Source organism: Plesiomonas sp. ZOR0011 (assembly GCF_000800945.1).
GTDB lineage: Bacteria > Pseudomonadota > Gammaproteobacteria > Enterobacterales > CAMTGL01 > Plesiomonas > Plesiomonas shigelloides.
The window spans coordinates 1-25,773 of sequence record NZ_JRKB01000025.1; the positions used below are offsets into that span (position 1 = coordinate 1).

The 25,773-nt window shown below is 44.7% G+C and carries 20 protein-coding genes and 3 pseudogenes; 8 read left to right on the forward strand and 15 right to left on the reverse strand.

Annotation, left to right across the window (positions count from 1 at the left end; genetic code table 11):
* Positions 1 to 472 precede the first annotated feature (472 nt).
* The 5 genes from L975_RS03950 to L975_RS03970 form a co-directional block, all read right to left on the reverse strand.
* On the reverse strand, positions 473 to 1,375 hold the full coding sequence (locus L975_RS03950) for an NAD-dependent epimerase/dehydratase family protein (RefSeq protein ID WP_047707432.1): 903 nt from the start codon (positions 1,373 to 1,375) through the stop codon (positions 473 to 475).
* 77 nt (positions 1,376 to 1,452) lie between these two features.
* The gene (locus L975_RS03955) at positions 1,453 to 1,845 is read right to left on the reverse strand and encodes a GtrA family protein (RefSeq protein WP_047707326.1); all 393 of its coding nucleotides are present in this window, start codon (positions 1,843 to 1,845) and stop codon (positions 1,453 to 1,455) included.
* 89 nt (positions 1,846 to 1,934) lie between these two features.
* A complete protein-coding gene (locus tag L975_RS03960) occupies positions 1,935 to 2,882 on the reverse strand; it encodes a glycosyltransferase family 2 protein (RefSeq protein ID WP_047707328.1) in 948 nt (315 codons plus the stop codon).
* Positions 2,875 to 3,999 carry a hypothetical protein gene (locus L975_RS03965; protein ID WP_156121091.1) on the reverse strand — a complete coding sequence of 375 codons (1,125 nt, stop codon included), beginning with the start codon at positions 3,997 to 3,999 and terminating at the stop codon, positions 2,875 to 2,877. The genes L975_RS03960 and L975_RS03965 overlap by 8 nt, the downstream gene beginning before the upstream one ends.
* Positions 4,000 to 4,016: 17 nt before the next feature.
* Positions 4,017 to 5,167, reverse strand: a protein-coding gene (locus tag L975_RS03970; protein WP_156121092.1) for an IS3 family transposase whose coding sequence is annotated in 2 segments (ribosomal slippage) — positions 4,017 to 4,909 and positions 4,909 to 5,167 — 1,152 coding nt in all. Because the reading frame shifts where the segments join, the coding sequence is not laid out codon by codon here.
* Positions 5,168 to 6,028: 861 nt separating this feature from the next.
* Between L975_RS03970 and L975_RS17900 the strand changes: the two are divergent.
* From L975_RS17900 to L975_RS17525, 3 pseudogenes are all read left to right on the forward strand, one after another.
* Positions 6,029 to 6,536: pseudogene (locus tag L975_RS17900) on the forward strand (IS1 family transposase); the annotation flags it as partial.
* A 111-nt stretch (positions 6,537 to 6,647) separates the two neighbouring features.
* Positions 6,648 to 7,427, forward strand: a pseudogene (locus L975_RS17520) (IS5 family transposase).
* Positions 7,428 to 7,526: 99 nt separating this feature from the next.
* Positions 7,527 to 7,637, forward strand: a pseudogene (locus L975_RS17525) (IS1 family transposase); the annotation flags it as partial.
* Positions 7,638 to 7,707: 70 nt separating this feature from the next.
* Here L975_RS17525 and L975_RS03990 read toward each other — a convergent pair.
* Genes L975_RS03990 through rfbB form a run of 9 tightly spaced genes read right to left on the reverse strand, consistent with a single transcriptional unit; the run spans position 7,708 to position 16,422 of the window.
* A complete protein-coding gene (locus L975_RS03990; RefSeq protein ID WP_218185553.1) occupies positions 7,708 to 8,643 on the reverse strand; it encodes a glycosyltransferase in 936 nt (311 codons plus the stop codon).
* Between the two features lie 5 nt (positions 8,644 to 8,648).
* Complete coding sequence (locus L975_RS03995) at positions 8,649 to 10,430, reverse strand: ABC transporter ATP-binding protein (RefSeq protein WP_047707340.1); 1,782 nt, start codon at positions 10,428 to 10,430, stop codon at positions 8,649 to 8,651.
* Between the two features lie 3 nt (positions 10,431 to 10,433).
* Positions 10,434 to 11,801: a glycosyltransferase gene (locus L975_RS04000; RefSeq protein ID WP_047707342.1), complete on the reverse strand. Its 1,368-nt coding sequence runs from the start codon at positions 11,799 to 11,801 to the stop codon at positions 10,434 to 10,436.
* A gap of 1 nt (position 11,802) precedes the next feature.
* Positions 11,803 to 12,909, reverse strand: a complete 1,107-nt coding sequence (locus tag L975_RS04005) for a DegT/DnrJ/EryC1/StrS aminotransferase family protein (RefSeq protein WP_047707433.1) — start codon at positions 12,907 to 12,909, stop codon at positions 11,803 to 11,805.
* The gene (locus L975_RS04010; RefSeq protein ID WP_047707344.1) at positions 12,909 to 13,322 is read right to left on the reverse strand and encodes a MaoC family dehydratase; all 414 of its coding nucleotides are present in this window, start codon (positions 13,320 to 13,322) and stop codon (positions 12,909 to 12,911) included. The genes L975_RS04005 and L975_RS04010 overlap by 1 nt, the downstream gene beginning before the upstream one ends.
* Positions 13,315 to 14,070 (reverse strand): acyltransferase, encoded by a 756-nt coding sequence (locus L975_RS04015; RefSeq protein ID WP_047707346.1) that lies wholly within the window; start codon positions 14,068 to 14,070, stop codon positions 13,315 to 13,317. The genes L975_RS04010 and L975_RS04015 overlap by 8 nt, the downstream gene beginning before the upstream one ends.
* The gene (locus L975_RS04020) at positions 14,067 to 14,465 is read right to left on the reverse strand and encodes an FdtA/QdtA family cupin domain-containing protein (RefSeq protein ID WP_047707435.1); all 399 of its coding nucleotides are present in this window, start codon (positions 14,463 to 14,465) and stop codon (positions 14,067 to 14,069) included. The genes L975_RS04015 and L975_RS04020 overlap by 4 nt, the downstream gene beginning before the upstream one ends.
* On the reverse strand, positions 14,465 to 15,334 hold the full coding sequence (gene rfbA, locus L975_RS04025; RefSeq protein ID WP_047707348.1) for a glucose-1-phosphate thymidylyltransferase RfbA: 870 nt from the start codon (positions 15,332 to 15,334) through the stop codon (positions 14,465 to 14,467). Before rfbA ends, L975_RS04020 begins: the two co-directional genes overlap by 1 nt.
* Positions 15,335 to 15,357: 23 nt before the next feature.
* Positions 15,358 to 16,422, reverse strand: coding sequence for a dTDP-glucose 4,6-dehydratase (rfbB, locus tag L975_RS04030; protein WP_047707350.1), 1,065 nt, complete (start codon positions 16,420 to 16,422; stop codon positions 15,358 to 15,360).
* 512 nt (positions 16,423 to 16,934) lie between these two features.
* Here rfbB and L975_RS04035 point away from each other — a divergent pair.
* Together L975_RS04035 and rfaH are read left to right on the forward strand one after the other, a co-directional pair.
* Positions 16,935 to 17,375: a cytochrome c5 family protein gene (locus L975_RS04035; RefSeq protein WP_218185554.1), complete on the forward strand. Its 441-nt coding sequence runs from the start codon at positions 16,935 to 16,937 to the stop codon at positions 17,373 to 17,375.
* A 277-nt stretch (positions 17,376 to 17,652) separates the two neighbouring features.
* Positions 17,653 to 18,129: a transcription/translation regulatory transformer protein RfaH gene (gene rfaH / locus L975_RS04040; RefSeq protein ID WP_047707351.1), complete on the forward strand. Its 477-nt coding sequence runs from the start codon at positions 17,653 to 17,655 to the stop codon at positions 18,127 to 18,129.
* A 154-nt stretch (positions 18,130 to 18,283) separates the two neighbouring features.
* Here the strand turns inward: rfaH and rep are convergent, their stop codons facing one another.
* Positions 18,284 to 20,314 (reverse strand): DNA helicase Rep, encoded by a 2,031-nt coding sequence (gene rep, locus L975_RS04045; RefSeq protein WP_047707352.1) that lies wholly within the window; start codon positions 20,312 to 20,314, stop codon positions 18,284 to 18,286.
* Positions 20,315 to 20,568: 254 nt separating this feature from the next.
* On the opposite strand from rep, the gene L975_RS04050 reads away from it, so the two are divergent.
* From L975_RS04050 to L975_RS04060, 3 genes are read left to right on the forward strand one after another with little or no spacing between them, the layout of a single operon-like run.
* On the forward strand, positions 20,569 to 21,150 hold the full coding sequence (locus L975_RS04050) for a TetR/AcrR family transcriptional regulator (RefSeq protein WP_036768696.1): 582 nt from the start codon (positions 20,569 to 20,571) through the stop codon (positions 21,148 to 21,150).
* Between the two features lie 41 nt (positions 21,151 to 21,191).
* On the forward strand, positions 21,192 to 22,298 hold the full coding sequence (locus L975_RS04055) for an efflux RND transporter periplasmic adaptor subunit (protein WP_010862903.1): 1,107 nt from the start codon (positions 21,192 to 21,194) through the stop codon (positions 22,296 to 22,298).
* Between the two features lie 18 nt (positions 22,299 to 22,316).
* Positions 22,317 to 25,439: a multidrug efflux RND transporter permease subunit gene (locus L975_RS04060; protein ID WP_047707353.1), complete on the forward strand. Its 3,123-nt coding sequence runs from the start codon at positions 22,317 to 22,319 to the stop codon at positions 25,437 to 25,439.
* Positions 25,440 to 25,773: the final 334 nt, after the last annotated feature.

Here is a 25,773-nt window from a genome sequence, read left to right on the forward strand (position 1 = left end):
TTTTGAGACCTCCATTAACCTCAGTGTATTGGAAATCTCATCAATGTCATGGTCTTAATTTTGGGGGAAAGGTCAGTATCATGCAATCAGTAAAAAACACCCTCCCCGCTATATTGATAAGTTTTTATTTCAATCACTGCTTTAACCTTTCACATATACTAGACAATCTTATGCACTCAAGTATTAATAGCACATTCATGCCTTAACAATTCAAAAACCAGCGAAACCTCGACAGCAACAAGAATCATTTTAATTGAAAATATTTTCCCTAGAAACAATAAAACCCATTTTCCGTTTCAATACATTGATAATATTGTGGTCGACCATCAATTTTAGGCCCTACGCAAAAACAAACCGCCGTTAGTAATTGCATCAGCAGATTCTAAATGACATATAACAGACTCCGCCCCTCGTCCCATGGTGCAAAACTTAATATAGACCAAATGTCCCCGTTCATTCCACCGATTAATAGTTACAGACTTGCTTTCCAAGACAATAATTTCTTTGCTTTGGAACTATCTATAACCAAATCACCGAACAACTGATTATATAGAAATTTCTTTCCCAACGAGTACATAAGAAATCTCATTAACACCACAGGAACAGGAATAAAAAAAACTCTCACATCCAACTCCTCAGCCAAAATCATAACTAGCTGCTTTGTTGATAAAACTCTATCATCAGCCACTACAAAAGTTTGTCCACTTGCAGCAGCACTTACAATACACGATTCAATAAACCCCAACAAATTATCTATAGATACAAAGCTCTTTTTATTATTAACGAGGCCAAATGGTAGTATTGGACATGTTTTCAACAACCGACACAATTTAGCTATATTACCTGGAGCCGCTGGAGAAAAGACTAAAGGTGGTCTAACGATAACTAACTCCATGGGAGATTGATGAGCTATATGTAGCAGGGCCTGCTCCGCTTGAAATTTTGATCTCGCATATATCCCATCAGGATTACATACTGATTGCTCACTAAAAGGAGTATGTGTGGTCCTGCTTCCTATCACCGATATTGAACTCATAAAAATGAATCTTCTTACACCACTCTTCTCTGCCTGAACAAACAAATTAACTGCTGAGTCAACATTGACATCCATGTATAACTCATCATTAACTTCGCTTTTCTTTTTATGTGCTAAAGCAGCCAAATGAACAACCACATCAACACCTTTTAATATGCAAGACCAATTGGTTCTACCTGTAATATCCCCAACGCCAATTGAATAAACATTAGAAAAATATTTTTTTTGTCGAGAGACAGCGACAATATCAAATTGATCTTTCAAGCGTTCAACCAAAGAGCGGCCAATAAAACCACTAGCTCCAGTTATCAACAGTCTCTCTTTTTTATCCTTAATCATCGAGAAAAACCCCATAAGCCAAACTCACACACTCAAAAATAAAAATTTGCAAGCTCCGCACGCCAAACACAACAAATTCATTGATTATCACTTTTAAAAACAATAAATTTCTGGGCTAAAAAAAAGAAACCAGCCAATAAAACTGTAATTAGGCCTTGAACCCATTGATGTTGGAAGTTTAATTTATCAACCAATAAAAATAGAGCCCACAAATTAAGCAGATATCCAATGGCATACAAACAGATATAAGCGACAAAGCCACTCATATTTTTCCCACCATGGGAAAATGTCCACTTTTTATTTAATATAAAACTTTGAAACACGCCAATTACATACAAGGCTGTCATTGCAATTTTACTATCCACTCCACATTTAGTAAGAAATAAATAAGCAATAAAAAGTATACTATTTGAGACAAGGCCAACAATAACAAAGCGTAAAAATTGACAATCAATAATACAACCAAGCATCACAACATTTCCAATGAAATACTATCTTTATCACTTACCCACTAAATCAGTCGATAAACGGTTACCAAGCACCAACCATTGTAATTTAGTCACACATCATGTAGTTCTCTCGTGGAAGTAATTGTCCGCAAAGAATACGCTGGACGCTCCATGGAGCGCTGATAAATTCGCCCTAAATACTCACCAATTATGCCTAAAGCAAGCAACTGCGCACCAGAAAAAATAGATATAATAGAGGCTAGAAAAGGAAATCCCGGGACTCCACCCGCGGAAAATAAGTAACGGAAAACAACATATGCAAGTATTACACCACCAAAAAGCGTAAATAAAAGACCAATCATACTTGCAATTTTTAGAGGTATAGTGGAAAAACCTGTAATCATGTTGAAAGCATGAGATAACAATTTTCTGAGCCCATAACCTGACTCACCATATTTTCTAGTGTCATGTCGTAATGGACATACTCCAAAGCGGGTTGTCCCCCATGTTAACAATACGTCAATATTAACTGATGGACTTCGATAATCATCAAAAGCCTTTCTAAGGCTAGTCCGAAAAACCCTAAATGCACTGATATTACGAGCTGTTTCCGCGCCCATCGCACTCTGCAAGGCGATTTTTGTGACTCTAGAAGCTAAATCACGAAATATACCATGTTGTTCACGCTCAGGAGGTCCGTAAACAACGTCAAAATCATCTGTCAGATGGGATAATAACTTCGGAATTTCCTCAGGAGGATGCTGCAAATCATCATCCAACGTTATAATTACCTCTCCAGAGGCATAGCGAACCCCCGCTAACAAGGCATTATGTTGCCCATAATTACGGCTCATGCGTAATCCATGAACCCGAGAATCAATCAATGCAAGCTCACTAATAATATCCCATGAGTGATCACCTCCGCAATCCTCTACAAAGATGATTTCGAAAGATAAGGATAATTCAGTCATTACAGCGATAAGACGTGAGTACAGTGGTTGCAAACAATCTGCAGCTCTATAAACCGGAATGACAATTGACAAATAAATATTACTCATATCGAAACCACGCAATTTGCTTTGACTGAAGTGAATTTATCATTGGCCTTGAACATCTACAAGCATTGGGAAAAAACAACAAAAACATAAATATTACATAAATTTTCAATGAATAAAAATAACGCACTTCAAAATGAACAAGAATAAAAATAATAAATGAGCAGGAATAAAATGAAAAGCATTGCCAAAAGTAGATGGGGAAATCATGGTGCCGACGCATTCTGATTAGAAGAAAGATATTGGCAACACAAAAAAACAAAATGACAGAATTTATCATCTTGTCAATTGTAGTCGCAGGTGTATCGGCAGAAGTCCAGTTCTGTAAAGAAGAAAACCAGTAATTAGGAAGAATATTATATTTATACATAGCCCAATCAATTGGGTGACGAATGAATGTTTTATAAAATTCAGTCTTATCAGATTTACCACAATAATTTCGTTCTAATTTACATGCAATATTCCCCCCTCCCTTAACAATCCAACCGCCCCCATTCTCTATCAGATCATTGTCTGTTCTACCCGCATTTGTAAAAACAAGCGTTTGTGTTTGAACCCAAGACAAATTTCCAGTACTCGGCTCATATAAATTATGAATTCGCCATGGCATCATTACCGCATTGGTAATAAGTAATATTATAGCAATTCTCTTAATAACCCCAGCCATATACAGCTGATCTACTTTATTCATCCTCGTTTTAAAAAAAAGTAAATATGCAACACCACATAATATAGCCATTAAAGTTAAAACTGACACTATCAATTCAAATTGAGACCTAAAATAGGCCGCTAAGGCAAGGGTCACTCCTGACAACATACTACATTTTAATGATTTGTCCTTGATCGCCAATGGCATCAATAGCATTGATATCATAAATAATGCAATAGAAAATCCCTCTCCAAGAATAATACCACTTGGTTCTAGCAAAAACATTCTAACTACAGGAAAAAGAAAAGGTATCAATGGCAAAAGCATAGCAAGTGAAGAGGAACAAACTGTTAATAAATTTAGCCTCATAAGCACTAGCATTATTGCCACGAGAGAAGAATTAATTAAAAGCAGTACAAAAATGAAGGGAGCATCTATGCCAAATATTTTAAGAATACTGATCTTACCCACGTAATGTGGACACAGCCCTAAGCGAGGTTTTCGTTTTCAAATTGTTCTGGGCTTAGACCGCCACAGGCACTGTGACGACGCCAGCGATTGTAATCACACTCGATATAATTAAATACCGTCGTCCGCATAATTTCACGACCGGTAAAACGCTCCCCATGGATACATTCCACTTTTAGTGAATGAAAGAAGCTTTCCGCACACGCATTATCGTAGCAACAACCTTTTGCGCTCATGCTACCGTGCAGGCAATGCCGTTTCAGTAATGCCTGATAATCCGCTGAACAGTACTGCCCGCCGCGATCAGTGTGAACGATAACGTTTTTTGGGCGTTTACGCCGCCAGAGCGCCATCTGTAACGCATCGCAGGCCAATTTCGCCGTCATTCGTGAGGACATTGACCAGCCAATAACTGCACGAGACCACAGGTCAATCACCACCGCCAGATACAGCCAGCCCTCATCTGTATGTAAGTAAGTGATGTCGCCAGCCCACTTCTGGTTCGGACCGCTGGCGATGAAGTCTTGCTTCAACAAGTTTTCCGATACCGGCTTACCGTGTTCGCGGTAGCTGACCGGGCTGAATTTGCGGCTGGCTTTTGCCCGTAATCCCTGACGACGCAGACTGGCCGCAATGGTTTTGATATTGTATTCGGGTAGCTCTACAGCGAGACGAGGCGCACCATAGCGCTGTTTTGCCTCAGTGAATGCGTTGCGCACAGCAGCATCACAAACGAGTCTGAACTGTTGGCGTGGATTTATCTGACAACGGCGGATACGCCAGGCATACCAGCCGCTGCGCGCAACCCGAAGCACACGACACATGGCTTTGATGCTGAACTCAGCCTGATGCTTTTCGATGAAGACATACTTCATTTCAGGCGCTTCGCGAAGTATGTCGCGGCCTTTTGGAGAATGGCCAGCTCTTCATCCCGTTCAGCCAGCTGTCGCTTGAGGCGGGCATTTTCGACCGCCAGTTCATCCTCGCGCTCTGAGGATGTCATCCGTTGCTGTTGTTTACTGCGCCAGTTGTAGAGCTGGGATCCATACAGACTGAGTTCACGGGCAGCAGCAGCGACGCCAATGCGTTCAGCGAGTTTCAGGGCTTCATCGCGGAATTCAGGTGTGTACTGTTTACGGGCGGTTTTGCGGGTTGATGCTGGTTTTGTCATGAGTAATCACCTCTGGTTGAGAGTTTACTCACTTAGTCGCGTGTCTACTAATGGTGGGTAGGATCATACTCCCCTCCGTCACCATGAATCCAGGAGGCCAAAGCTTTACTAACCACTGGTTCTCAGGTTGTATCCATCCATTGAAATATATATCTAAAGCACCTAACGTAAAAGATGATGCATCCCCTAACTTTTTCACTTCAGGTGAAGAAAAAAAATTTTCAATCGTGGAAAACAACAGTGGCTGCCCAGGGATGTCACGAATGAAAACACCAACACACAGGGATGTAAAAAAATAAAAAATAAAATAGTACATACTACTATATTTTATTTTCCCAACACTCATGCTTTGAAAGTAAACCATTAAACATTGCTCTCCAGAAATGATATGTAAAATCAATTAATTATAGGTGCGCGCACCACATATAATATTGACGAGTATTTTTATAGAGTATTAAAATTAAAGCATTTTTATTTTTAAAATCCAAACAAAAATAATATAAATCCCATGAAAATAACTTTTTCACTTTCAACGATTGATACTAACTGAACGAGAAATTTATTCTCCACCATTAATGGCCGCGCATTGCTATAGAATTAATCGCCGCATTTAAAATAACAAACCAAATTCCTTAAAGGAAGACCAGGTAGACGGATAGCCTCTTACTGTACTCTTTCATACGATTTATTAATAACAGCTATTTGCTTATAGTGCGTTTTGATGCTTTCAATGTATTGATATATTTAAAAATAGTGATAATTACAAACTTAAAGCTATTATTCCAAACAATACATTAAGAAGAGCTGCGCGGTAGTGACTCCAAATTTGTGTCGTTGTATTATTCGCCTTTTGGATAAGAAATGGCAAAGATTGCTGTCGTTTTACCCCGCTGCACCAAAACTCAAGGTGTTATCCGTAATGGTAACTCCACTTCAGGCGCTCAGCTCTATCGCTGCAAGCTCGCCTGAAAACCTTCCAACTCAGCTTTCAATATCACGCGGCTAAACCCAATACCCACCAATCCATTATTGATATGGCAATGAACAACTCCGCATGTCGTGACACAGCACGAGCTCTTGATATCAGCCTCAGCACTGTCCTCCGCCATCTAAAAAACTGGGACCGAGACAGCCAGAACAACACGTAGAACCGAACCTGGAGCCGAAGTCGTTATCTGCTGCGAAGCTGATGAACCGCGGTCATTTGTTCGTTGTAAGGGCAATCCTCGCAGACTCTTCTATGCGTATGACCGTATTCGAAAGCAGGTTCTTGCTCATTTCTTTGAGCCCTCGAAATGCACTGACGCTACAGCGACTTTTGGCTCTGCTGAGACAATTTGATATTGTCTTCTACATGACCGATGCTTGGTAGGTATATCGGACGTAGCCAGATTCAGCCCACCATGAGCTTTGCTGAATAAATCGAACTTTTAATGATTTGGCGGATCTGATCGTTATACTCCTTCAGCATCAACTCTCTATGTCAAAGCAAAAGTTCAAAACCACCAACTGGTCCAAATGCAACAACGCCCTCAGACAACGCGGTTCTCTGACCATACGGCTTGATGAGTCAACCATCGCCGAATGGACTGATAACAGCTATCCTGAACGTCGCAGCCGACCACTGCACTACACCGATATGGCCATCACGACGACCCTGATGATGAAACCTGTGTTTAATCTATCACTTCGTACTGACTCTATTTTTACGCTGATAAAGTTGCAGTTACGTTGCCCTGATTACTCTCTTATTAGTCGCCACACGCAGACGGTCAGTATCAACATTAAGACAGCAACTTGCAGAAAAATTGCGCATCTCGTCATCGATAGAACAGGACTTAAAGTCTTTGGTGAAGGCGAATCGAAAATCAAAAAACATGGCGCTGAACGACGCAGAGTGTGGAGTAAACTCCATCTGCCCGTAGACAGTACAACACATGAAGTTATTTGTGCTGATTTATCACTTAATAGCACAACGGATGCACAAGCGCTACCAGGGCTGATAAGTCAGACTCACCGGCCATCAGGCCCCTCATTCCTCCACGAAAGGGAGCACAATATTGGTCAGACAAGTACTGTGAACGTAACCACGCGGTAGCGAATCAACGATTAAGCGGTAGCTATGATGTGCGGAAGAAAACACCGCCGATCAGTGGCAGAAACGGCAATGTACCAACTTAAAACACTTTTTGTGGATCACTTAAGCTTACAAAACTATGACACCCTAGTTGGTGAGACTATGGTTAAAGCCCTAAATTGAATGACGCTTTTAGGAATGCCACACAGTATTCGCATCGGATAACGAGTGGATAGCAAAGAGCTACAGATGCCTGTTGCACTGATTTATTCCACAAAGTCCCATTATGTTGTCAACAAAAAATATACTCAACACATAGAGCACGATAATCTGGCTCAGCATACTCATCTTAAACGGCTTACCCGAAGGACAATCTACTGCTCCAAATCGTAAGAAATGCACGATAAGGTCATCGGTTGGTATCTGACAATTAATCACCATCACTAAGTTGGATTCACTATCCTTACTTTCCAATGATGGATTTAATTAGTTTGTTTTTTATGATAAACAGCAATTTCAAGAGTCTGAAAAACCATTTTTTGGAAGAGAAAAAGGTAGGAAAGAGAACCAATGCTCTTTTAAATGATACTTTGTACTCACTTCTATAAAAATATTCCAGAACTTCGTCATATTCTGCAGTTCTTGAGAATTTACTGGCTGCCTTATCATATCCATACTTTCTTTTAATGATATCAGAAGCTTGGCGCCTTTCCTCAGAAAAGGTTCGAGTATCCATGATACTTGCACCATGCTTCCTATAGAAAACTAAACTATCGGGAATATAAACTACACCGCCCCCTAAGATAGCAAGTTCAACAGCAAACAAATAATCGTTTATATATCGGAGCTTATTATTATAACAAACCTGCTCCAGGGCCTCTCTTTTAATACAAATGGTAGGTGTAGGTATAACAGCCTCGGATATGATTTTTTCAACAATCAGTTCTGGTTTAAACATAAAGTTGAAGTGATTAATAATTGTTTTCCCTGTTACACTGTTAAACCACCGCATATTAGAGTAGCAAAGACACACTTTCGGTTGAGCTTGTAGCGCATTGATCTGAAGCTCAATCTTATCTTTCCTCATTAGGTCATCCCCAGCAAATGGGATGACATACTCTACTTCCCGGTCTTCCAGAGCACTCTTAATAAGGGCATTGTAATTATCTGCAATCCCTTTATTGGCTTGGTTGAAAGTCACCTTAACATTTAAACTTGGGTAGTCGCGGAGGTAGCTTCTAATGACTTCCTTCGTTCGGTCTTGTGAGTAGTCATCGGCTAAATAGATGTCAACGTTAGGATAAGTTTGATTCAGAACCGACTCCAGACAAGGAATAATAAACTCTTCGTGATTGTAGCTACCAATCAAAACCGCGACTTTTGGCCATTTGTTTATCATTTATTTCAATACCTGGATAGCTCGACCATCTTGCGGAAACCATCGTTACGTGATACGAGATCATCAAAATGTCCAGTATCTATAGCCGTACCATTGTCAAATATAATTAGCCTGTCAGCATTCTTAAGGGTAGATAGCCGATGAGCAATAACGATTATCGTCCGATCTCCTTTAAGAGATGCAATGACATTAGAGATATCATGCTCTGTAGCAGCATCCAGCGCTGATGTGGCCTCATCTAGGACAATGATGTCACGGTTAAAATACAGAGCTCTGGCAATAACAACTCTTTGCCGCTGTCCCCCAGAAAGATTCTTGCCATTCTCACCCAGCTCAAAATCCATGCCACGCTCTTCCAGAACATCAGACAATCCGGCTTTTCGTAGTGCGTCGATTACAGCCCGATCATCCACCTCTGATGGAGTAACGCCAAAAGCAACATTTTCCCGAAATGAACCATTGAGGATAAAAGGAGCCTGACTAACATAGCTGATGCTGTTACGAATGCCTTTATATTCCTGTAGAGATATCGGCTTTCCATCAATAAGGATCTGACCCGAGTTGATCGGCAGCAAACCAGATAACACATCAGCAAAAGTGGTTTTTCCAGCTCCTGATGTTCCGACAACGCCAATGAATTCGCCTTTATTAACTTTTACGTTTAAATCATGAATCCCTTTTCCGTCTTTACCCAGATATGAGAAATGAATGTTACTAAAATCTATACTATCGTTAAATAAAACTTTATTATCAGCTTTATCGTCGTTCCCTTCCAGTGACTGAAACTCCTCGATAATGGTTTCCACCGCATTACCGGATGATTTTATCTGAGAGTAACAGTACAAGAGGCGGTTCATCATCGGAGCCAAACGAATTGCAATCGCTGCGAGCAGTGTAATGCTAGCAATACCTTCTGCTGGATCAGAAGATGTCATCAGGATATAGCATATAAAGATAATAATTCCAAACATCAATATGGCTTCACTCAAATATATGGGGATATATTGTATGAGCATATTGGTTTTGTCTATTTCACTCACTTTATGATTTGATTTATCATACTTATCAAGAAATACTCTTTCTTTTCCAATCAATTTAGTATCTTTGATACCAGCTAATGACATGGTCAGAATAGCGATATTTTCCTGATTAGCTTTTACATATTTTGAGTTAACTTCGTAAGTGACACGTCTTATCACCTTCATCTGAAGCCAAAGTAGCCCTCCAACAACCAATGCAGTAATCAGTGATATTCCGGAATATTTAATCATAAGAATAAAAAGCAGCGAAAAACATACCATCGCATTGGAAATAAACATCACACACTGAATCAGGTATGAGTTTACCACCCGACTAACCACCGCCGTCAGGTTGTTAATAACATTTGCTGAATTCTTAGTCAGATGATACGTCATTGGCGCATGAATATACCCTGACATCAGTTTTTTACAGATATCATTACGCCAGTCCCTGACCATATCAAACTGAAACTTCTGCTGAAATAGCATGTAAATGTTCTTAATAATAAAGGACATGCCGACGCAGAAAGCGATAAAGACGACAAAATACCGTGTATCACTGAACCCTAGCATATCATATACCAGCTTTATGTACCCATTACTCATGACGATATCAGGGTTCATAGAAATAGTGACAAGAGGATACAGTAACGCTACACCCATAACTTCAAGTGATGCAGAAACTACTGCTGACAGCAGTACCAAAACTATTCTGAACTTGAAAGCAGAGCCGTATTTTTCTACAAATTCAAAAAAAAGCTTAAACATCGCCTATTTTTTTTCCATGACTGACTTAACCAAATTATAATCAATATTGAAACCAAGCTTGGTCGCAAAAAAATACAATGGCCTGCGTGTAGCTTTAGGAAACATACTTGCCGTAATAAAAATCATGTTAGCATACAGCCGATAATAGGATTTCAAGTAATTTTTTCGACTGAGCATCACAGCTGAACCGTGAGACTCAGGATTAATTAAACAAATCCCCAAAGCATCTTCAATTTCCTGAAAACGATGTTCCCAACGACCTTTGGCTTGAATACAGGCTTGTGAACCAGCAATAATTTCTGCTCGATGAACATCATCCTTTAGTAATTTTCTTGCTATATCATACGCTTCTGCTGATGAGTGAAACATTGGAATATCAACGTACCCCTTAGTGAATCTTTCAATACCAGAATTATAACTCGATATTAAACACCCACTTGATGCCATAATATCCATGATTCGCCAAGGGAAACCATCAACAGCCTGCGCATGAGAAACACTTAAGCAAAGGTGACTGTGATTGTAAATATCTTGGTTATGGCGAAGGCTATAAACAGCCTGTGGATGGAATGCCATCGCCAAGTTCGGGCATGCCTCAACCGTGTCCAACCAACTACTGGTTCCAAAAAGAGCCAAACCTAAATCAGACATTAAACTCAACGTACAAATACGGTTTTGTGCGCTACTAATCGCACCAAAATCCTGAGGCTTAAGATAATCAAGAATAAAACTTAGCCCCCTCTCCTTCAGATATCCCTCTGGATCAGAATAAAAATTTTCCGATAGATATTGTACCGCCCGTTTAACGTCTAGTGTATTATGGTCTAGTAATAGTTTGTTCAGACCATGCGGTCCTTTAAAATTACTGCCAATAAAACTGACATTATGGAATTTTTCTAGTAACTCCGCTTCCACCGCAGTACCAGAATTTATCATATGAATCTGATTTTCTGAGATTCCATTAGATTTTATTTGCTCCCTTGCATTACTAGACAAACAGAAAAAGTGATACCTCTCAGGATTAGCAAGGATCTTTTCTTTATCATTATAGAATGTAAACGAATCAGCCTCCCAAATTACAATAGGACAATCAAACTGCTCCTCAATAAACGAGAGCTTCGTATTGTTAAAACTAATAACCAAATCTGGACTAAAGACTTTAACATCATCCTTCAATTTATCCGAATCTATAAAACCAGATTCTTGATTATTACTATTCCAAGATTTAAGTAAAAACTCAGCACAATTAACAACCATTACTTGATTGCCACTCTTTTCCAGTGCTTTTATCAGACCTTCGTAGTAACTAATTAGTTTGAACTCGCCATTCACAAATAAATGTGAGGAGAAAGAAAGCAGGACCTTGGCCATATTAATTTACCTGAAAACGATTGACGGCCCCAATCACAGACTCAATCTCATCGCTGGTCATCACTGGACTTATGGGTAAGCTCAATACTTGTTGATGAATCTTCTCGGTAATAGGTAGTGACAAATGATTAAACTCTTTATATGCACTCTGCCTATGTGGTGGGATCGGATAATGAACCAATGTCGCAATACCTGCATCCGCTAAGTGCCTGATTAACGCATCACGGTGTTGTGTTTTTATCACAAATAAATGCCACACATGTTCTGCAACCGCTTTATTCTGCGGTAGGGTCACAAGAGGATTATCAATATTCATGAGATATTTGCTTGCTATGTCCTGTCTGACTTGCGTTTCTCTAGGTAGATACTTAAGTTTTACAGACAACATTGCAGCCTGAATTTCATCTAAACGACTGTTAGTACCCTGATACTCATTATGATATTTTTTGTGGGAACCATAATTACTCAAGGCTTTCAGAACTTGGTAAAGTTCAGCATCATTGGTTGTAACCATACCTGCATCACCAAGCGCGCCCAAATTTTTACCCGGATAGAAGCTAAATCCAGCAGCGTGTCCCCAATTCCCCGTCCTTTTACCCTCTAACTCTGCGCCATGAGCCTGAGCACTATCTTCCAAAACCAGTAAGTTGTATTTTTCTGCAACCGCCATAATCCCTTTCATATCTGAGATTTGTCCGTAAAGGTGCACAGGTAAAATCGCTTTAGTTTTAGGAGTGATATACTGTTCTAAAGTCTCCACAGAAAGGTTGAAGGTATTTTCGTCCGGATCAACCAGAACTGGCACCAAATTATTGTTGGTAATAGCCAGAACAGAGGCAATATATGTATTCGCTTGGACAATGACTTCGTCACCATCCTGCAATTTTCCAAGCTCTTTCCAAGCCCGTAAAACTAAAATCAGCGCATCGAGACCATTTGCAACGCCTACGGCATGTTGAACGCCGCAATACTCAGCAAACATTTTTTCAAAGTTTTCTAGCTCTTTCCCCTGAATATACCAGCCAGAATCGATGACTCGTGCACAAGCTTCTTTCAACTCTTTCTGATATTGGTTATTAATCTGTTTTAAATCTAAAAAAGGAATCATCATATTTTCTCAGGAATATATATTTCAGCTTGGCCAATAATAACTTTTTGTTTACCAACTTTACAATAAGTATCGAAATAAACTCTTCTTTTTTCTTTATCAATACTATTGACGACAACTGTCGCGACAACAGTATCATCAATATATACTGGTTTTCTGAATTTTAAAGATTGTGATACATAGACACAGCCTTCTCCAGGCAATTTCGTCCCGAATAGAGCAGAAAAAAAACTTGAGCTTATCATTCCATGAGCAATACGCTTTTTAAATCTAGACTGATTCGCATAGTTTTCATCTAGATGAACGGGGTTACGATCCCCTGATAAGCCAGCAAATTGTTTTATATCCGCATCTGTTATCGTTTGTGAATAGGATGCACTCATTCCAATTTCAAGATCCTCAATATCATACATTCTCAGACTCCTCTAAAACCCATCCTGCTACCACATTTTCAGGATAACCACGGTGGAAATGTTTTCTCCAGGGATAAGCAGATCTTCTTGTTCTATCTTTCAGTCTGATTTTTGCTGCTGGACCAATTTTTTTAGCTGGAGAACCAGCATAAAGCATATTTTTTTCTGTCTTGCCACCAATAGAAGAATGAGCACCAACAAACACCCCCTCCTCAATAACAGTACCAGGCAAAACAACAGACATCGTTGCGATAACAGCAAAGTCTGCAATAGTAACACCTAGCATAACATCACTTGGTGGATGAGGGTCATTAGTTAAAACTACATATGGGAAAAGCCATACGAAATTACCAATCTGACTCTTCTGACCAATGTGTACATTGCTGTGTGTTCTAACAAAGTCACCAATCGTACAATGCCCCTGAATATCGCTAAGTGTACCTAGTTGGAAATTTTCGCCAGCTATCGTTTTCTCTCTTACTGTCACATTATGGCCGGTCACCAAACGCGGACCAAATGTAGAACCTTCATAGAAGGTACTTCGAGAACGAATGAGTGAATTTTCACCAATAACCAATTTATCACCCTGTGATAAGTGGTTCGCAACCCCCAATTCACAATAAGACTCGATCACTGAATTTGCCTTAATCACCACGTTGTCGTGGATAATAGTAAAGGCACCCACAGAAACGTTTTCACCGATTTCAGCTTTATTAGATATAATTGCGGTAGGATGGATAGTTGTCATTTTACTTCCTTCACAAAATCATCATAATTTCTAATATAATCAGATTCCATATAGTGTTGGCTCGCTAGAACCACCAATACACAATCGTGACTAAAATCGTGCATCTCCCGCCACAAACAAGAATCGATCAATAATCCTTGGTCTGGCTTATTAAGCACTACATCCTCTCGAGTTGTACCATCATCCAAAATGAAACGACAGGAGCCATGTATAGCAATTGCAACTTGTTTGAGTTCTCGGTGAGCATGCAACCCTCTGACCGCTTCTGGATGTGTGCCATAAACGTAATAGACACGTTTTACGTCAAAAGGAATGTCTTTATTTGCTTCCAAAGCAATAAGTTCGCCGCGGCCATCACCTAGCGATTTAAATTTGATAAGCTTAACTAGGCTCATCATTCACCCTTCAGCAATGATAATAAATACTGTCCATAGCTATTTTTCGACATAGAAGATCCCACATCAGAGAGGTCCTGATCGCTAAGCCACTTATTACGCCATGCAATTTCCTCCAAGCAGGCTATTTTAAATCCTTGTCTTTTCTCAATCGTTTCAACAAAAGTAGCGGCATCAAGCAGACTATCGTGAGTCCCTGTATCCAACCAGGCAAATCCGCGTCCCAACAGTTCCACGGTCAAAGAGCCATCGTTTAGATACATTTCATTTAACGTCGTAATTTCCAGTTCACCGCGATTCGATGGCTTCACCTGTTTAGCTAGTTCCACGACTCGGTTATCATAAAAATACAGACCAGTCACAGCGAAATTAGATTTAGGTTGAACAGGTTTCTCTTCAATTGAAACAGCTCGCATATTTTCATCAAATGAGACAACACCAAAGCGCTCAGGATCTTTAACTTCATAACCAAAGACCGTGGCACCTTCTGTTTTTCTAGCAGCCTTAAGCAGCTTAGGTGAAAATCCCTGCCCCCAGAATATATTATCACCAAGAACTAAACATACTGATTCTTCACCTATAAACTCTTCACCAATTAGAAAAGCTTGCGCTAGTCCATCAGGACTCGGCTGAATTGCGTATTGCAGATGAATACCAAAATCACGACCATCACCCAATAAGCGTTTAAAATTTTCGTTATCTTCAGGAGTAGTAATAATCAAAATGTCACGAATACCCGCCAACATTAATGTCGAAAGCGGATAGTAAATCATCGGTTTATCGTAAATGGGAAGCAGCTGTTTTGATACGCCACGAGTTATAGGGAACAAACGAGTACCTGAGCCCCCCGCTAAAATTATGCCTTTCATTAAATAACCAACCTATTTCTGTTTTATTGACCAACACCCAAACGCTCACGGCTGTATGAGCCATCTAATACTCTGCCCCACCACTCACGATTATTTAAATACCATTCCACAGTTTTGCGAATACCCGATTCAAATGTCTCCTCTGGTTTCCACCCCAGATCTCGCTCGATTTTCGAAGCATCAATTGCATAGCGCACGTCATGCCCTGGGCGATCTTTGACATAAGTAATGAGATCAGCATAATGGGCAATGCCTGCGGGCTTATTGTGCACTAACTCGTCAAGTAATACACAGAGCGTGTTCACCACTTCAATATTAGCTTTTTCGTTGTGACCGCCAATATTGTAGGTTTCACCAACCTTACCTTCAGTCACCACTTTATACAGTGCTCGAGCGTGGTCTTCGACAAACAGCCAATCGCGAATCTGCATACCATCGCCATATACAGGTAAAGCTTTGCCTTCCAGTGCATTCAAAATCATTAGTGGAATGAGCTTTTCTGGAAAATGATATGGACCGTAGTTGTTTGAGCAATTGGTGACTATAGTGGGCAAGCCATAAGTGCGCAGCCAAGCGCGTACCAAGTGGTCACTGGATGCCTTCGATGCCGAATACGGAGACGATGGCGCATAAGAGGTCTCTTCGGTAAAGAGGTCATCCATGCCTTCTAGATCGCCATATACTTCATCTGTTGAGATATGATGGAAACGAAACTTAGCCTTACGCTCGTAGTCTAATCTGTTCCAGTAGAGGCGTGCAGCTTCGAGAAGCGTGTATGTGCCAATAATGTTAGTTTCAATAAAAGCTGCAGGGCCATCAATAGAGCGATCCACATGAGATTCTGCTGCCAAATGCATTACAACATCAGGTTGATGCTTAGTGAATACATGGTTAATTGAGTCTTTATCACAAATATCAACATGCTCAAATGCATAGCGCTCACTAGCATTAACATCATGTAATGATTCTAAGTTACCTGCATAAGTGAGTTTATCTACATTAACAACACTATCATTCGTGTTTTTAATGATATGTCTAACTACCGCAGAGCCAATAAAGCCCGCCCCTCCGGTGATAAGGATCTTCATGATTTACCCAATTATTTTTTTGATGAAAAACTAACTGAATCATAGTTTTTATACGCTACCGCCCTTAGGTTTCAGCTCCTAAAGCGCTGCTAAATATAAAGGCATTGCTGCGGCAGCATGCAATACGGGAAGAGTATAGGGGGAAGAAAACCTGTGATCCGGCTGAGACGTCAAGATACGCCTCCCACTTCCCTGTTGCAAACCGGCGGATAGCCCGCAGAATTTGGAGTGCAGATTATAAAGCAATGCCTATGGAAGGCCAAATCCGCCGTCAAAAAGATAACAGTATGTTTGTAAATTCTGTGAGGCCGGGCTGTACAAGCTGTCGCACGCTAGCGGCCTTGCAAAAAAGAACCCCGCGCAATTGCTTCAATTTATTTACGATTAGCTTATAATCTGGCAACACAACCGAGTGGTAAATATTCAACCGCTGCGGTTCACAGCCCTGCTCAGACCGATTAAGCATGAAAGCAGGATAAAAGGATGCCGCTGGTTATTTAGGGAGAAAATCTGTGAACACTGTCTTTGTGCGTGCCAAATCTATCTGCGCTAAGCCTCGCCAGGCGGCGTTAACTCTGCTGGCCACCTTGCTGCTAGGCATATCCTGCTGGGCTGCCGCAGCCGATATGTCGGATGATGCGATTAGCGAACGCATCAAACCGGTCGGCGGGGTGTATCTGGCTGATGCTGCAGCCACTGCTAAACCCAGTGGGCCGCGTACCGGTGAGCAGGTGTATAACGGCGCCTGTATCGCTTGTCATGGCAGCGGAGCCTTAGGCGCACCTAAGTTTCGCGATGCTGCGCAGTGGGCGCCACGTCTGAAGCAAGGTATCGATACCCTGCAAAAACATGCTATCGCCGGTTTAAATCAGATGCCGGCACGCGGAACCTGTACCGATTGTAGTGATGATGAAATCAAAGCCGCGATCGAATACATGACCAGCGGGTTATAAGCTATGCGATACTGCTAATCAGCATATAAAGAAAAATACCGCGCAAATAGGCAAATAGATAAAAGGAGGCCTCGGTGCCTCCTTTATATGTCTCTTCATGATTGTTTGCGCTAAATGACTCTAGCTCTAACTGACGATTCACCGGCGGTATTTTGCACGAACGGTACCTTGTGCTGCCTACTCGTTAATTAAACTGACTGTTACATCACACCCAAAGACTGACCGGCTATCCACTCTGTGGCATACTGCATTAATTATTTTCATCACAAAACTATCTATGGACGCCTGGTATCTTCTTTATTGTAAACGCGGACAGCAAAGTCGGGCGGCGCAACATTTGGAGTTGCAAAATATCCGCTATTTTTGTCCGATGCTGACGGTAAAAAAACAGCGTCGAGGTCAATGGCAGGAAGAGGCCGAAGCGCTATTTTCCAATTACCTGTTTGTGCACTTTAATCCCGATCAGCTGAGTGTCACGCGAGTGCAAGCTACGCGCGGCGTAGCGCGGTTGGTGCGTTTTGGCGAAACGTTGGCGAGAGTGCCGGATGAGGTGCTGATCGATTTAGCCCGACGTTACAACCCGCTGGTTGCACTACCGGAAAAGGGTAAAGTCTGTAGTCAGCCGATGTGTACCGCCTTACAACAGGCCTTGGCGGATATCGAGCAAGAAAGCAGCGGGGAAGTTCGTGCGCTACGCTTTTTGCAATTGCTGCAAGATCATCGTCTGTTGGCGTCCCGTCACCGAGTGGAATAATCCAGCGTTCCGGCATTCCAATGTCATAGTGCGCACGCCCGTTGCGAGCGTCTTCCGCATTTATAAGCGCCTAAATAATTAGGCACTTATCTCTGTAGTCACTTACATGAGTAGACGCTTATATGCGTAAACACTAAGCGCATGGCCAGTAAGATCACTCGGGCCGTTTTTTTGCCTGCGCCAACATCTCGCGTAATCCGGCTACCCCTTGGCGGCCACGCTGCTGGCGCTGTTCGGCGCTGACTGGCGCTTTACGTACTTCCCACTCTACGTCATCTTGTGGCAGTTCGTGCAAGAAGCGACTCGGCTCTGGGCGCAGCAACTCACCGTACTGGCGGCGCTCTTTACATAGGGTAAAGGTCAAGGTCTTCTGGGCGCGAGTGATCCCGACATACGCCAAACGGCGTTCTTCTTCCACATTGTCTTCATCCAAACTGGTCTGGTGTGGCAAGATCCCCTCTTCCATCCCAATTAAGAAGACATGCGGAAACTCCAGTCCTTTCGAGGCGTGTAGCGTCATTAACTGCACTTGATCGGCTTCAGCGTCATCTTCGCCGCGCTCCAACATGTCGCGCAAGGTGAGGCGTTGCACCACCTGATTGATGGTCATCGGCTCCTCGCCGTCTTTCCCTTCCAGCATCTCGGTTACCCAACCAAACAGGGTCGAGACGTTGCGCATACGCATCTCGGCCGCTTTCGGGCTGGCAGAGGTCTCGTAGAGCCAGCTTTCATAATGGATGCCATGCACTAAATCACGCAGCGCGGCGACCGGATCGCCACGCTGGGCGCGATCGGCAATCTCGGTGATCCAACGCGTAAACTGCCGCAGAGCCTCCAGCCCACGCCCCTGCAAATGCTGCTCGAGGCCTAAATCAAAGCTGGCGGCAAACAGGCTATTGCCACGACTGTGCGCCCACGTCCCGAGCTTTTCCAAAGTCACTGGGCCGATTTCACGCCGTGGGGTATTCACTACGCGCAGGAACGCGGTGTCATCATCCGGGTTAATCAGCAGGCGCAAGTAGGCCATGATGTCTTTGATTTCGGCGCGGGCAAAGAAAGAGGTACCACCCGAGATCTTGTACGGAATGCGGTTTTGCATCAGCATCTTTTCCAGCGTGCGCGACTGGTGATTACCGCGGTACAAAATGGCGTAATCTTTATATTGGGTCTTGTTCAAGAAACGGTGCGCGATGATCTCACCCACCACGCGCTCTGCCTCATGCTCTTCATTGTTAGCCTGCAGCACACGCAGCATCTCACCGGGGCCGAGCTCCGAGAACAGCTGCTTTTCAAACTCATGCTGGTTGTTGGCAATCAGGATGTTGGCCGATTTTAATATCCGCTGCGAGGAGCGGTAGTTCTGCTCTAGCTTGATCACTTTCAACGCCGGAAAATCTTGGCGCAGTAAGGTTAAATTCTGCGGACGCGCACCGCGCCATGAGTAAATCGACTGATCATCATCCCCTACCACGGTGAAACGGGCACGCGCGCCGACCAGCAATTTCACCAGCTCGTACTGGCTGGTGTTGGTATCTTGATACTCATCCACCAATAAATAGCGAATGCGATTTTGCCAACGCTCTCGCACCTCTTCTTGGGTGCGCAATAATAAGGTTGGCAGCAAAATCAGATCGTCAAAATCCAGCACATTGCAGGCGCGTAGCTGGCGTGCATACTGCTCATAACACAGGGCAAACAAGATATCGCGCTCACCTTTGGCGCGCACTTTGGCCTGCTCGGGCAAGATCATGTCATTTTTCCAGCCGGAAATTTTTTGCACCAACTGGCTAAGGAGGTCTTTATCGCCTTTGAGGCTGTCTTCGGTCAGCTCTTTGAGCAGCGCCATTTGGTCTTGATCGTCAAACAGCGAAAAACCGGCTTTCAGCCCCAGCGCCTTGTATTCGCGCTTTAAGATTTCCAAGCCCAGAGAGTGGAAGGTGGACACCAACAAGCCTTTGGTTTCACCGCGACCGAGTGTCTGCGCTACCCGCTCTTTCATCTCACGCGCGGCCTTGTTGGTAAAGGTCACCGCCACAATATGGCGCGCCTGATAACCGCAGCCGCGGATCAGGTGGGCAATTTTGTTGGTAATTACGCGGGTTTTTCCCGAGCCGGCGCCAGCCAGCACCAGACAGGGTCCGCTGACAAATTCAACTGCTTCCTGCTGACGGGGATTTAAACGCATTTTCCGGCTCTCCGCGTAACTGCTGCAAACGTAGTCCAACTTATTCTTAGTCGGTCGGCGATTCTAACAAAAAACCACAGCGATGAGGATAAAAGGCTATAACTAACGACCACATTCAGCATGCCGCGATCGCACAAATTGCAATATCAAGGCATGCAGTTTTGTTTGGCAGCTCGCAAAATTACGCTTACAATATCGCCACTGAACGATCATTCAGTGATTCCCTTAACTGTAACAAATCATAACGCTGGCGGATGATGCTGGATACTCGACAACAGATTTTGCAAGCCACCGAGGTGGTCCTGGCAACCCATGGGTTTCAAGGGTTGTCGATGCACAAAGTAGCCCGTGAAGCGGGGATAGCCACCGGCACCATTTATTGTCACTTTAAAGACAAAGAAGACTTGCTGGTGCAACTGTGCAACACCATCCGGGATCGGATTGCCGAAAAGATCTGCGCCAATGTGGCGACCAGTGGCTCACTGTTCGCCCGTTATCGGCAGTTATGGTTAAATATCTGGAATTTTTGTAACCAATATCCGGACCAAATCAACAATCAGCAGCAGTATGATAACGTACCCGGTTTTTCTCAACCGGCGTGGGAAGAGCAGCTGCAACGCTACGCGGTCTGGTTTGCCTTATTGGAAGAGGGGATAGCCAGCCAGCAAATTCTCGATTTACCGAGGCAGGTGCTGTCGACCTTAAGCCTGGAAACGGCCTATTCCCTCTTCAAGCGGTTACACGCTACAGGCATCGAGCTGGATGACGCGATGCTAGAGCGCACGATTCAGGCCAGCTGGCGGTCTATCTGCCAGACGGCAGCGGATAACGAATAAAACAAACTTGAGCGGTATTTTAATACGGAGCATCAAAAAAGATGAAAAAATGGGTCGCAGGGATGTTACTGCTGGTGATCGTGCTGCTGGGCAGCGTCATTGGCTTTAACATATTCAAACAACACATGATTGCCAATGCTTTGGCCAATCGTCCGGAGCCGGATTATCCGGTGACTGCGGTTGACGTCAAAGCGACCGACTGGACCCCAACCATTGAAGCGATCGGTTTTATCGATCCAAATCAAGGGGTGAACGTCTCCACCCAGACAGCAGGTCTGATCAAGCAGATTAACTTCCAGTCCGGTGACAAGGTGCAAGCCGGTCAGGTTCTGGTACAGCTGGATGACAGCGTGGAAGTGGCTAACCTGCAGGCGTCACAAGCTAAGCTGCCTGCGGTTCGCGCGACTTACCAGCGTTATTTAGAGCTGTCCAAGACCAAGTTCGTGTCGAAGTCCAACTTGGATGAGGCCAAAGCGAACTATGAGTCTCTGCTGGCTCAAATTGACAGCCTGAAAGCGACCATCGCTCACTACAAAATCCGCGCGCCGTTCAGCGGTATCGTCGGGATCCGTAACGTTAACCTCGGTCAATATCTGCAGCCAGGCACCAACATTGTGCGTCTGGAAGATGTGTCGGTGATGAAACTGCGTTTCACCGTACCGCAGACCGAAATTTCCCGTATCCATACCGGTCAGCCGATCGATATCTACGTGGACGCCTATCCAAAAGTGCCATTTAGCGGCCAAATCACCGCCATTGAACCGGCAGTTACCGCACAAAGTGGTCTGATTGAAGTACAAGCTGACATCCCGAACAACGACGGTCGTCTGCGCTCCGGTATGTTTGCCCAAGCCAAAATCATTCTGCCAACGCTGAAAGATCAGATCGTGATCCCACAGACCGCGGTTGCTTTCACGCTGTACGGGGAAACCGTATACGTGCTGAAGGAAAAGGATGGCGTACTGCGTGCCGCACAGCTGACTGTGAAGGCGGGCGATCGTCGCGGCGACAGCGTCCATATTCTGGACGGGTTGCAAGCCGGTGAACGTCTGGTGACCACCGGTCAGGTTCGTCTGAGTAACGACAGCAAAGTGCATGTTGTGAACGATGATCCGCTGGTTGTTCCAGCGCAGCCGCCGATGCTCTAATCCGGGAGAAAAGGAAGCATGCGTTTTACCGACATATTTATCCGCAGGCCGGTACTGGCAGCGTCGATCAGTTTTCTGATCGCCCTGCTCGGCCTGCAAGCTCTCATAAAAATGCAGGTGCGTCAGTATCCGGAAATGACGAATACCGTGATCACGGTCAGCACCAGCTACTTCGGGGCCAGTTCTGACCTGATCCAAGGTTTTATCACCACCCCGTTGGAACAGGCGATTGCGCAAGCGGATAACATCGATTTCATGACCTCCAGCAGTTTGATGGGGTCATCGGTGATTACCGTTTACATGAAGCTGAATACCAATCCGGATGCGGCGATGGCCGATATTCTGGCCAAGGTGAACTCGGTACGATCCCAGATGCCAAAAGAGGCGCAGGATCCGACCATTACCAGTTCCACCGGCTCCAGTACCGGTATTTTGTATATCGGCTTTACCAGTGATGCCATCAACTCCAGTCAGATCACCGACTACCTGAACCGCGTGGTAAAACCGATGCTGTTCACCGTTAACGGGGTAGCCAAGGTTGACCTGTACGGGGGCTCGGATTACGCCATGCGTGTCTGGCCAAACCCAGCCAAGATGGCCGCCTTCGGTATTACCGGTAGTGATTTAGCCCGCGTTCTGTCGGCGAACAACTACCAGTCTGCCGCCGGTCAGTCCAACGGTTACTTCGTGTATTACAACGGCAACGCCGATACGCAGGTCAATGACGTTAAGTCGATGCAAAACCTGGTGATCAGCAACAACGATGGACAAGTTATTCGTCTGTCGGACATTGCGAAAGTCACCATGGATAAGAGCTCTGACTTGTACCGTGCGAGCGCCAACGGTAAAGAAGCGGTAGTACTGGCGATTAACGGTGCACCATCGGCCAACCCGATCACTGTGGCGCAAGATGTGCTGAAGCTGCTGCCGGATATGGAACGTAACATGCCGAGCACCATCAAGATGCGCGTCATGTACGACTCCACCATTGCGATTAACGACTCTATCCACGAAGTGGTGAAAACCATCGTGGAAGCCGGTGTGATCGTACTGGTGGTGATCACCTTGTTCTTGGGTTCGCTGCGTGCAGTACTGATCCCAGTGGTCACCATCCCGCTGTCACTGATTGGTGTGGCCATGATGATGCAGCTGTTCGGGTTTACCTTGAACCTGATGACGCTGCTGGCGATGGTACTGGCAATCGGTCTGGTGGTGGATGACGCCATCGTGGTCTTGGAAAACGTCGACCGGCATATTAAGGAAGGCGAATCCCCGTTCCGCGCCGCCATCATCGGTACCCGTGAGATTGCGGTGCCGGTTATCTCGATGACCCTGACGCTGGGTGCGGTGTATGCGCCAATTGCCCTGATGGGTGGCTTGACCGGTTCTCTGTTTAAAGAGTTTGCCCTGACATTGGCTGGTGCAGTATTTGTGTCGGGTATCGTTGCGTTGACCTTGTCACCGATGATGTGTGCGCACGTACTGAAAGCCAATGACAAGCCAAGCAAATTCGAGGAGACCGTTCACCATCTGCTGGAAAACCTGACTACCCGCTACATGAATGCGCTGCGCGCTATCATGCAGCACCGCAGTGTGGTGATTGCGTTTGCCGTATTGGTGTTTATCTCGCTGCCGGTGCTGTTCAAGTTCATCCCAAGTGAACTGGCACCGAACGAAGATAACGGCGTCGTGATGCTGATGGGTACCGCGCCATCCAATGCCAACCTGGACTTCATCCAGCAAAGCATGGCGCCGGTAAACAAAATCCTGTCCGAGCAGCCTGAGGTGCAATACTCGCAACTGTTCTCCGGGATCCCAACCAGCAACCAAGCGCTGGGTCTGGCGACCTTGGTGCCGTGGAGTGATCGCTCGGCCAGCCAGCAAGAAATTGCTAACCGAGTGACCAAGTTGGTGAAAGACGTACCAGCAATGTCGATTACCGCGTTCCAGATGCCATCCCTGCCGGGTGCATCCAGCGGTCTGCCATTCCAGTTCGTGATCACCACTCCGAACAGCTTCGAAAGCCTGTTCCAGATTGCGTCGGATATGCTGGGCAAAATTCAGCATAACGGTATGTTCGTGTATTCCTCTATGGATCTGAACTACAACTCCGCAAACCTGAACATCAAGATCGATAAGGATAAAGCCGGTGCCTATGGCGTGACCATGCAGGATATCGGTAATGCCCTGTCCACTATGTTGGCCGGTGGTTATATCAACCGTATCGACCTGTATGGCCGTTCGTATCAGGTGATCCCACAGATGGAGCGTAAGTACCGTCTGAACCCGGATCTGCTGAATCAGCTGTATGTGAAAGCCTCTGACGGTGAGTCGGTACCACTGAGCAACTTGGTGAAAATCACCGTGACCTCAGCGCCACCATCACTGCCACACTTTAACCAGATGAACTCCGCCACCTTGAGTGCGGTTCTGGCTCCGGGTGTGACCATGGGTGACGCCGTAAACTGGATCGAAGCACAAGCCAGCGAAAGCATGCCACAAGGTTATAGCTATAACTTTATGGGTGAATCACGCCAGTTCGTTACCGAAGGTAATGCACTGATGGGCACCTTTGGTCTGGCACTGGCGGTGATCTTCTTGGTACTGTCTATCCAGTTTGAATCCGTGCGTGACCCGCTGGTCATTCTGGTTTCCGTACCGCTGGCAGTGTGTGGTGCCTTGGTCGCCTTGGCATGGGGCTTTGCCACCATGAACATCTACTCGCAGGTTGGCCTTATCACCTTGATCGGTCTGATTACCAAGCACGGTATTCTGATCTGTGAAGTGGCCAAAGAAGAGCAGTTGATGCATGGCCGCAACCGGATGGATGCGGTGATGGCGGCCGCCGAAGTGCGGATGCGTCCAATCCTGATGACCACTGCGGCGATGATTGCGGGTCTGATCCCTCTGCTGTATGCGGCCGGTCCTGGCGCCGCGGCACGTTTCAGTATGGCGATCGTAATCGTCGCCGGTCTGGCGATCGGTACCCTGTTCACCCTGTTCGTTCTGCCAGTGATCTACACCTTCCTGGCGAGCCAGCACAAACCGCTGCCGGTGTTCGTGGAAGATAAAGATCTGGAAAAGCTACAGCGTGTGGATGAGGCGCGTGCCGCCCACCGCGAAAACCGTACGCAGGAATAATCACCCGCTGGCCGTCTATGCCGGCGGCCACGGGCGTTGTCGATGATTGACTCATCACTTCTTGCTACGCATCAGAGATGCACGGTCTGACAGCGCAGCCTGTTAGTCATGCGTTAAAGCCATCTTCATAAGAAGGTGGCTTTTTTTCGGCCGTCGTTTTTTCGCGTCTCTCCCGCAGACCTATCCTTCTATACCCACCGCCGCGACACTCAATCCCCATCTTGCGCGATTGCGCAAAGCAACCTGCGAAAGCGTGCGAATCATCACTGCCATGGTGCGCAGTCATTACCTATCGCGCCTCAGTTACCGTACAATAGAAGTCTATCTCAGGAGG

What these genes read in the sequence shown, in the direction of transcription:
- L975_RS03950 (WP_047707432.1), bottom strand. Translation starts at nt 1,375, where the DNA reads ATGATTAAGGATAAAAAAGAGAGACTGTTGATAACTGGAGCTAGTGGT.
- L975_RS03955 (WP_047707326.1), bottom strand. Translation starts at nt 1,845, where the DNA reads ATGCTTGGTTGTATTATTGATTGTCAATTTTTACGCTTTGTTATTGTT.
- L975_RS03960 (WP_047707328.1), bottom strand. Translation starts at nt 2,882, where the DNA reads ATGAGTAATATTTATTTGTCAATTGTCATTCCGGTTTATAGAGCTGCA.
- L975_RS03990 (WP_218185553.1), bottom strand. Translation starts at nt 8,643, where the DNA reads ATGATAAACAAATGGCCAAAAGTCGCGGTTTTGATTGGTAGCTACAAT.
- L975_RS03995 (WP_047707340.1), bottom strand. Translation starts at nt 10,430, where the DNA reads ATGTTTAAGCTTTTTTTTGAATTTGTAGAAAAATACGGCTCTGCTTTC.
- L975_RS04000 (WP_047707342.1), bottom strand. Translation starts at nt 11,801, where the DNA reads ATGGCCAAGGTCCTGCTTTCTTTCTCCTCACATTTATTTGTGAATGGC.
- L975_RS04005 (WP_047707433.1), bottom strand. Translation starts at nt 12,909, where the DNA reads ATGATTCCTTTTTTAGATTTAAAACAGATTAATAACCAATATCAGAAA.
- L975_RS04010 (WP_047707344.1), bottom strand. Translation starts at nt 13,322, where the DNA reads ATGTATGATATTGAGGATCTTGAAATTGGAATGAGTGCATCCTATTCA.
- L975_RS04015 (WP_047707346.1), bottom strand. Translation starts at nt 14,070, where the DNA reads ATGACAACTATCCATCCTACCGCAATTATATCTAATAAAGCTGAAATC.
- L975_RS04020 (WP_047707435.1), bottom strand. Translation starts at nt 14,465, where the DNA reads ATGAGCCTAGTTAAGCTTATCAAATTTAAATCGCTAGGTGATGGCCGC.
- rfbA (WP_047707348.1), bottom strand. Translation starts at nt 15,334, where the DNA reads ATGAAAGGCATAATTTTAGCGGGGGGCTCAGGTACTCGTTTGTTCCCT.
- rfbB (WP_047707350.1), bottom strand. Translation starts at nt 16,422, where the DNA reads ATGAAGATCCTTATCACCGGAGGGGCGGGCTTTATTGGCTCTGCGGTA.
- rfaH (WP_047707351.1), top strand. Translation starts at nt 17,653, where the DNA reads ATGGACGCCTGGTATCTTCTTTATTGTAAACGCGGACAGCAAAGTCGG.
- rep (WP_047707352.1), bottom strand. Translation starts at nt 20,314, where the DNA reads ATGCGTTTAAATCCCCGTCAGCAGGAAGCAGTTGAATTTGTCAGCGGA.
- L975_RS04050 (WP_036768696.1), top strand. Translation starts at nt 20,569, where the DNA reads ATGATGCTGGATACTCGACAACAGATTTTGCAAGCCACCGAGGTGGTC.
- L975_RS04055 (WP_010862903.1), top strand. Translation starts at nt 21,192, where the DNA reads ATGAAAAAATGGGTCGCAGGGATGTTACTGCTGGTGATCGTGCTGCTG.
- L975_RS04060 (WP_047707353.1), top strand. Translation starts at nt 22,317, where the DNA reads ATGCGTTTTACCGACATATTTATCCGCAGGCCGGTACTGGCAGCGTCG.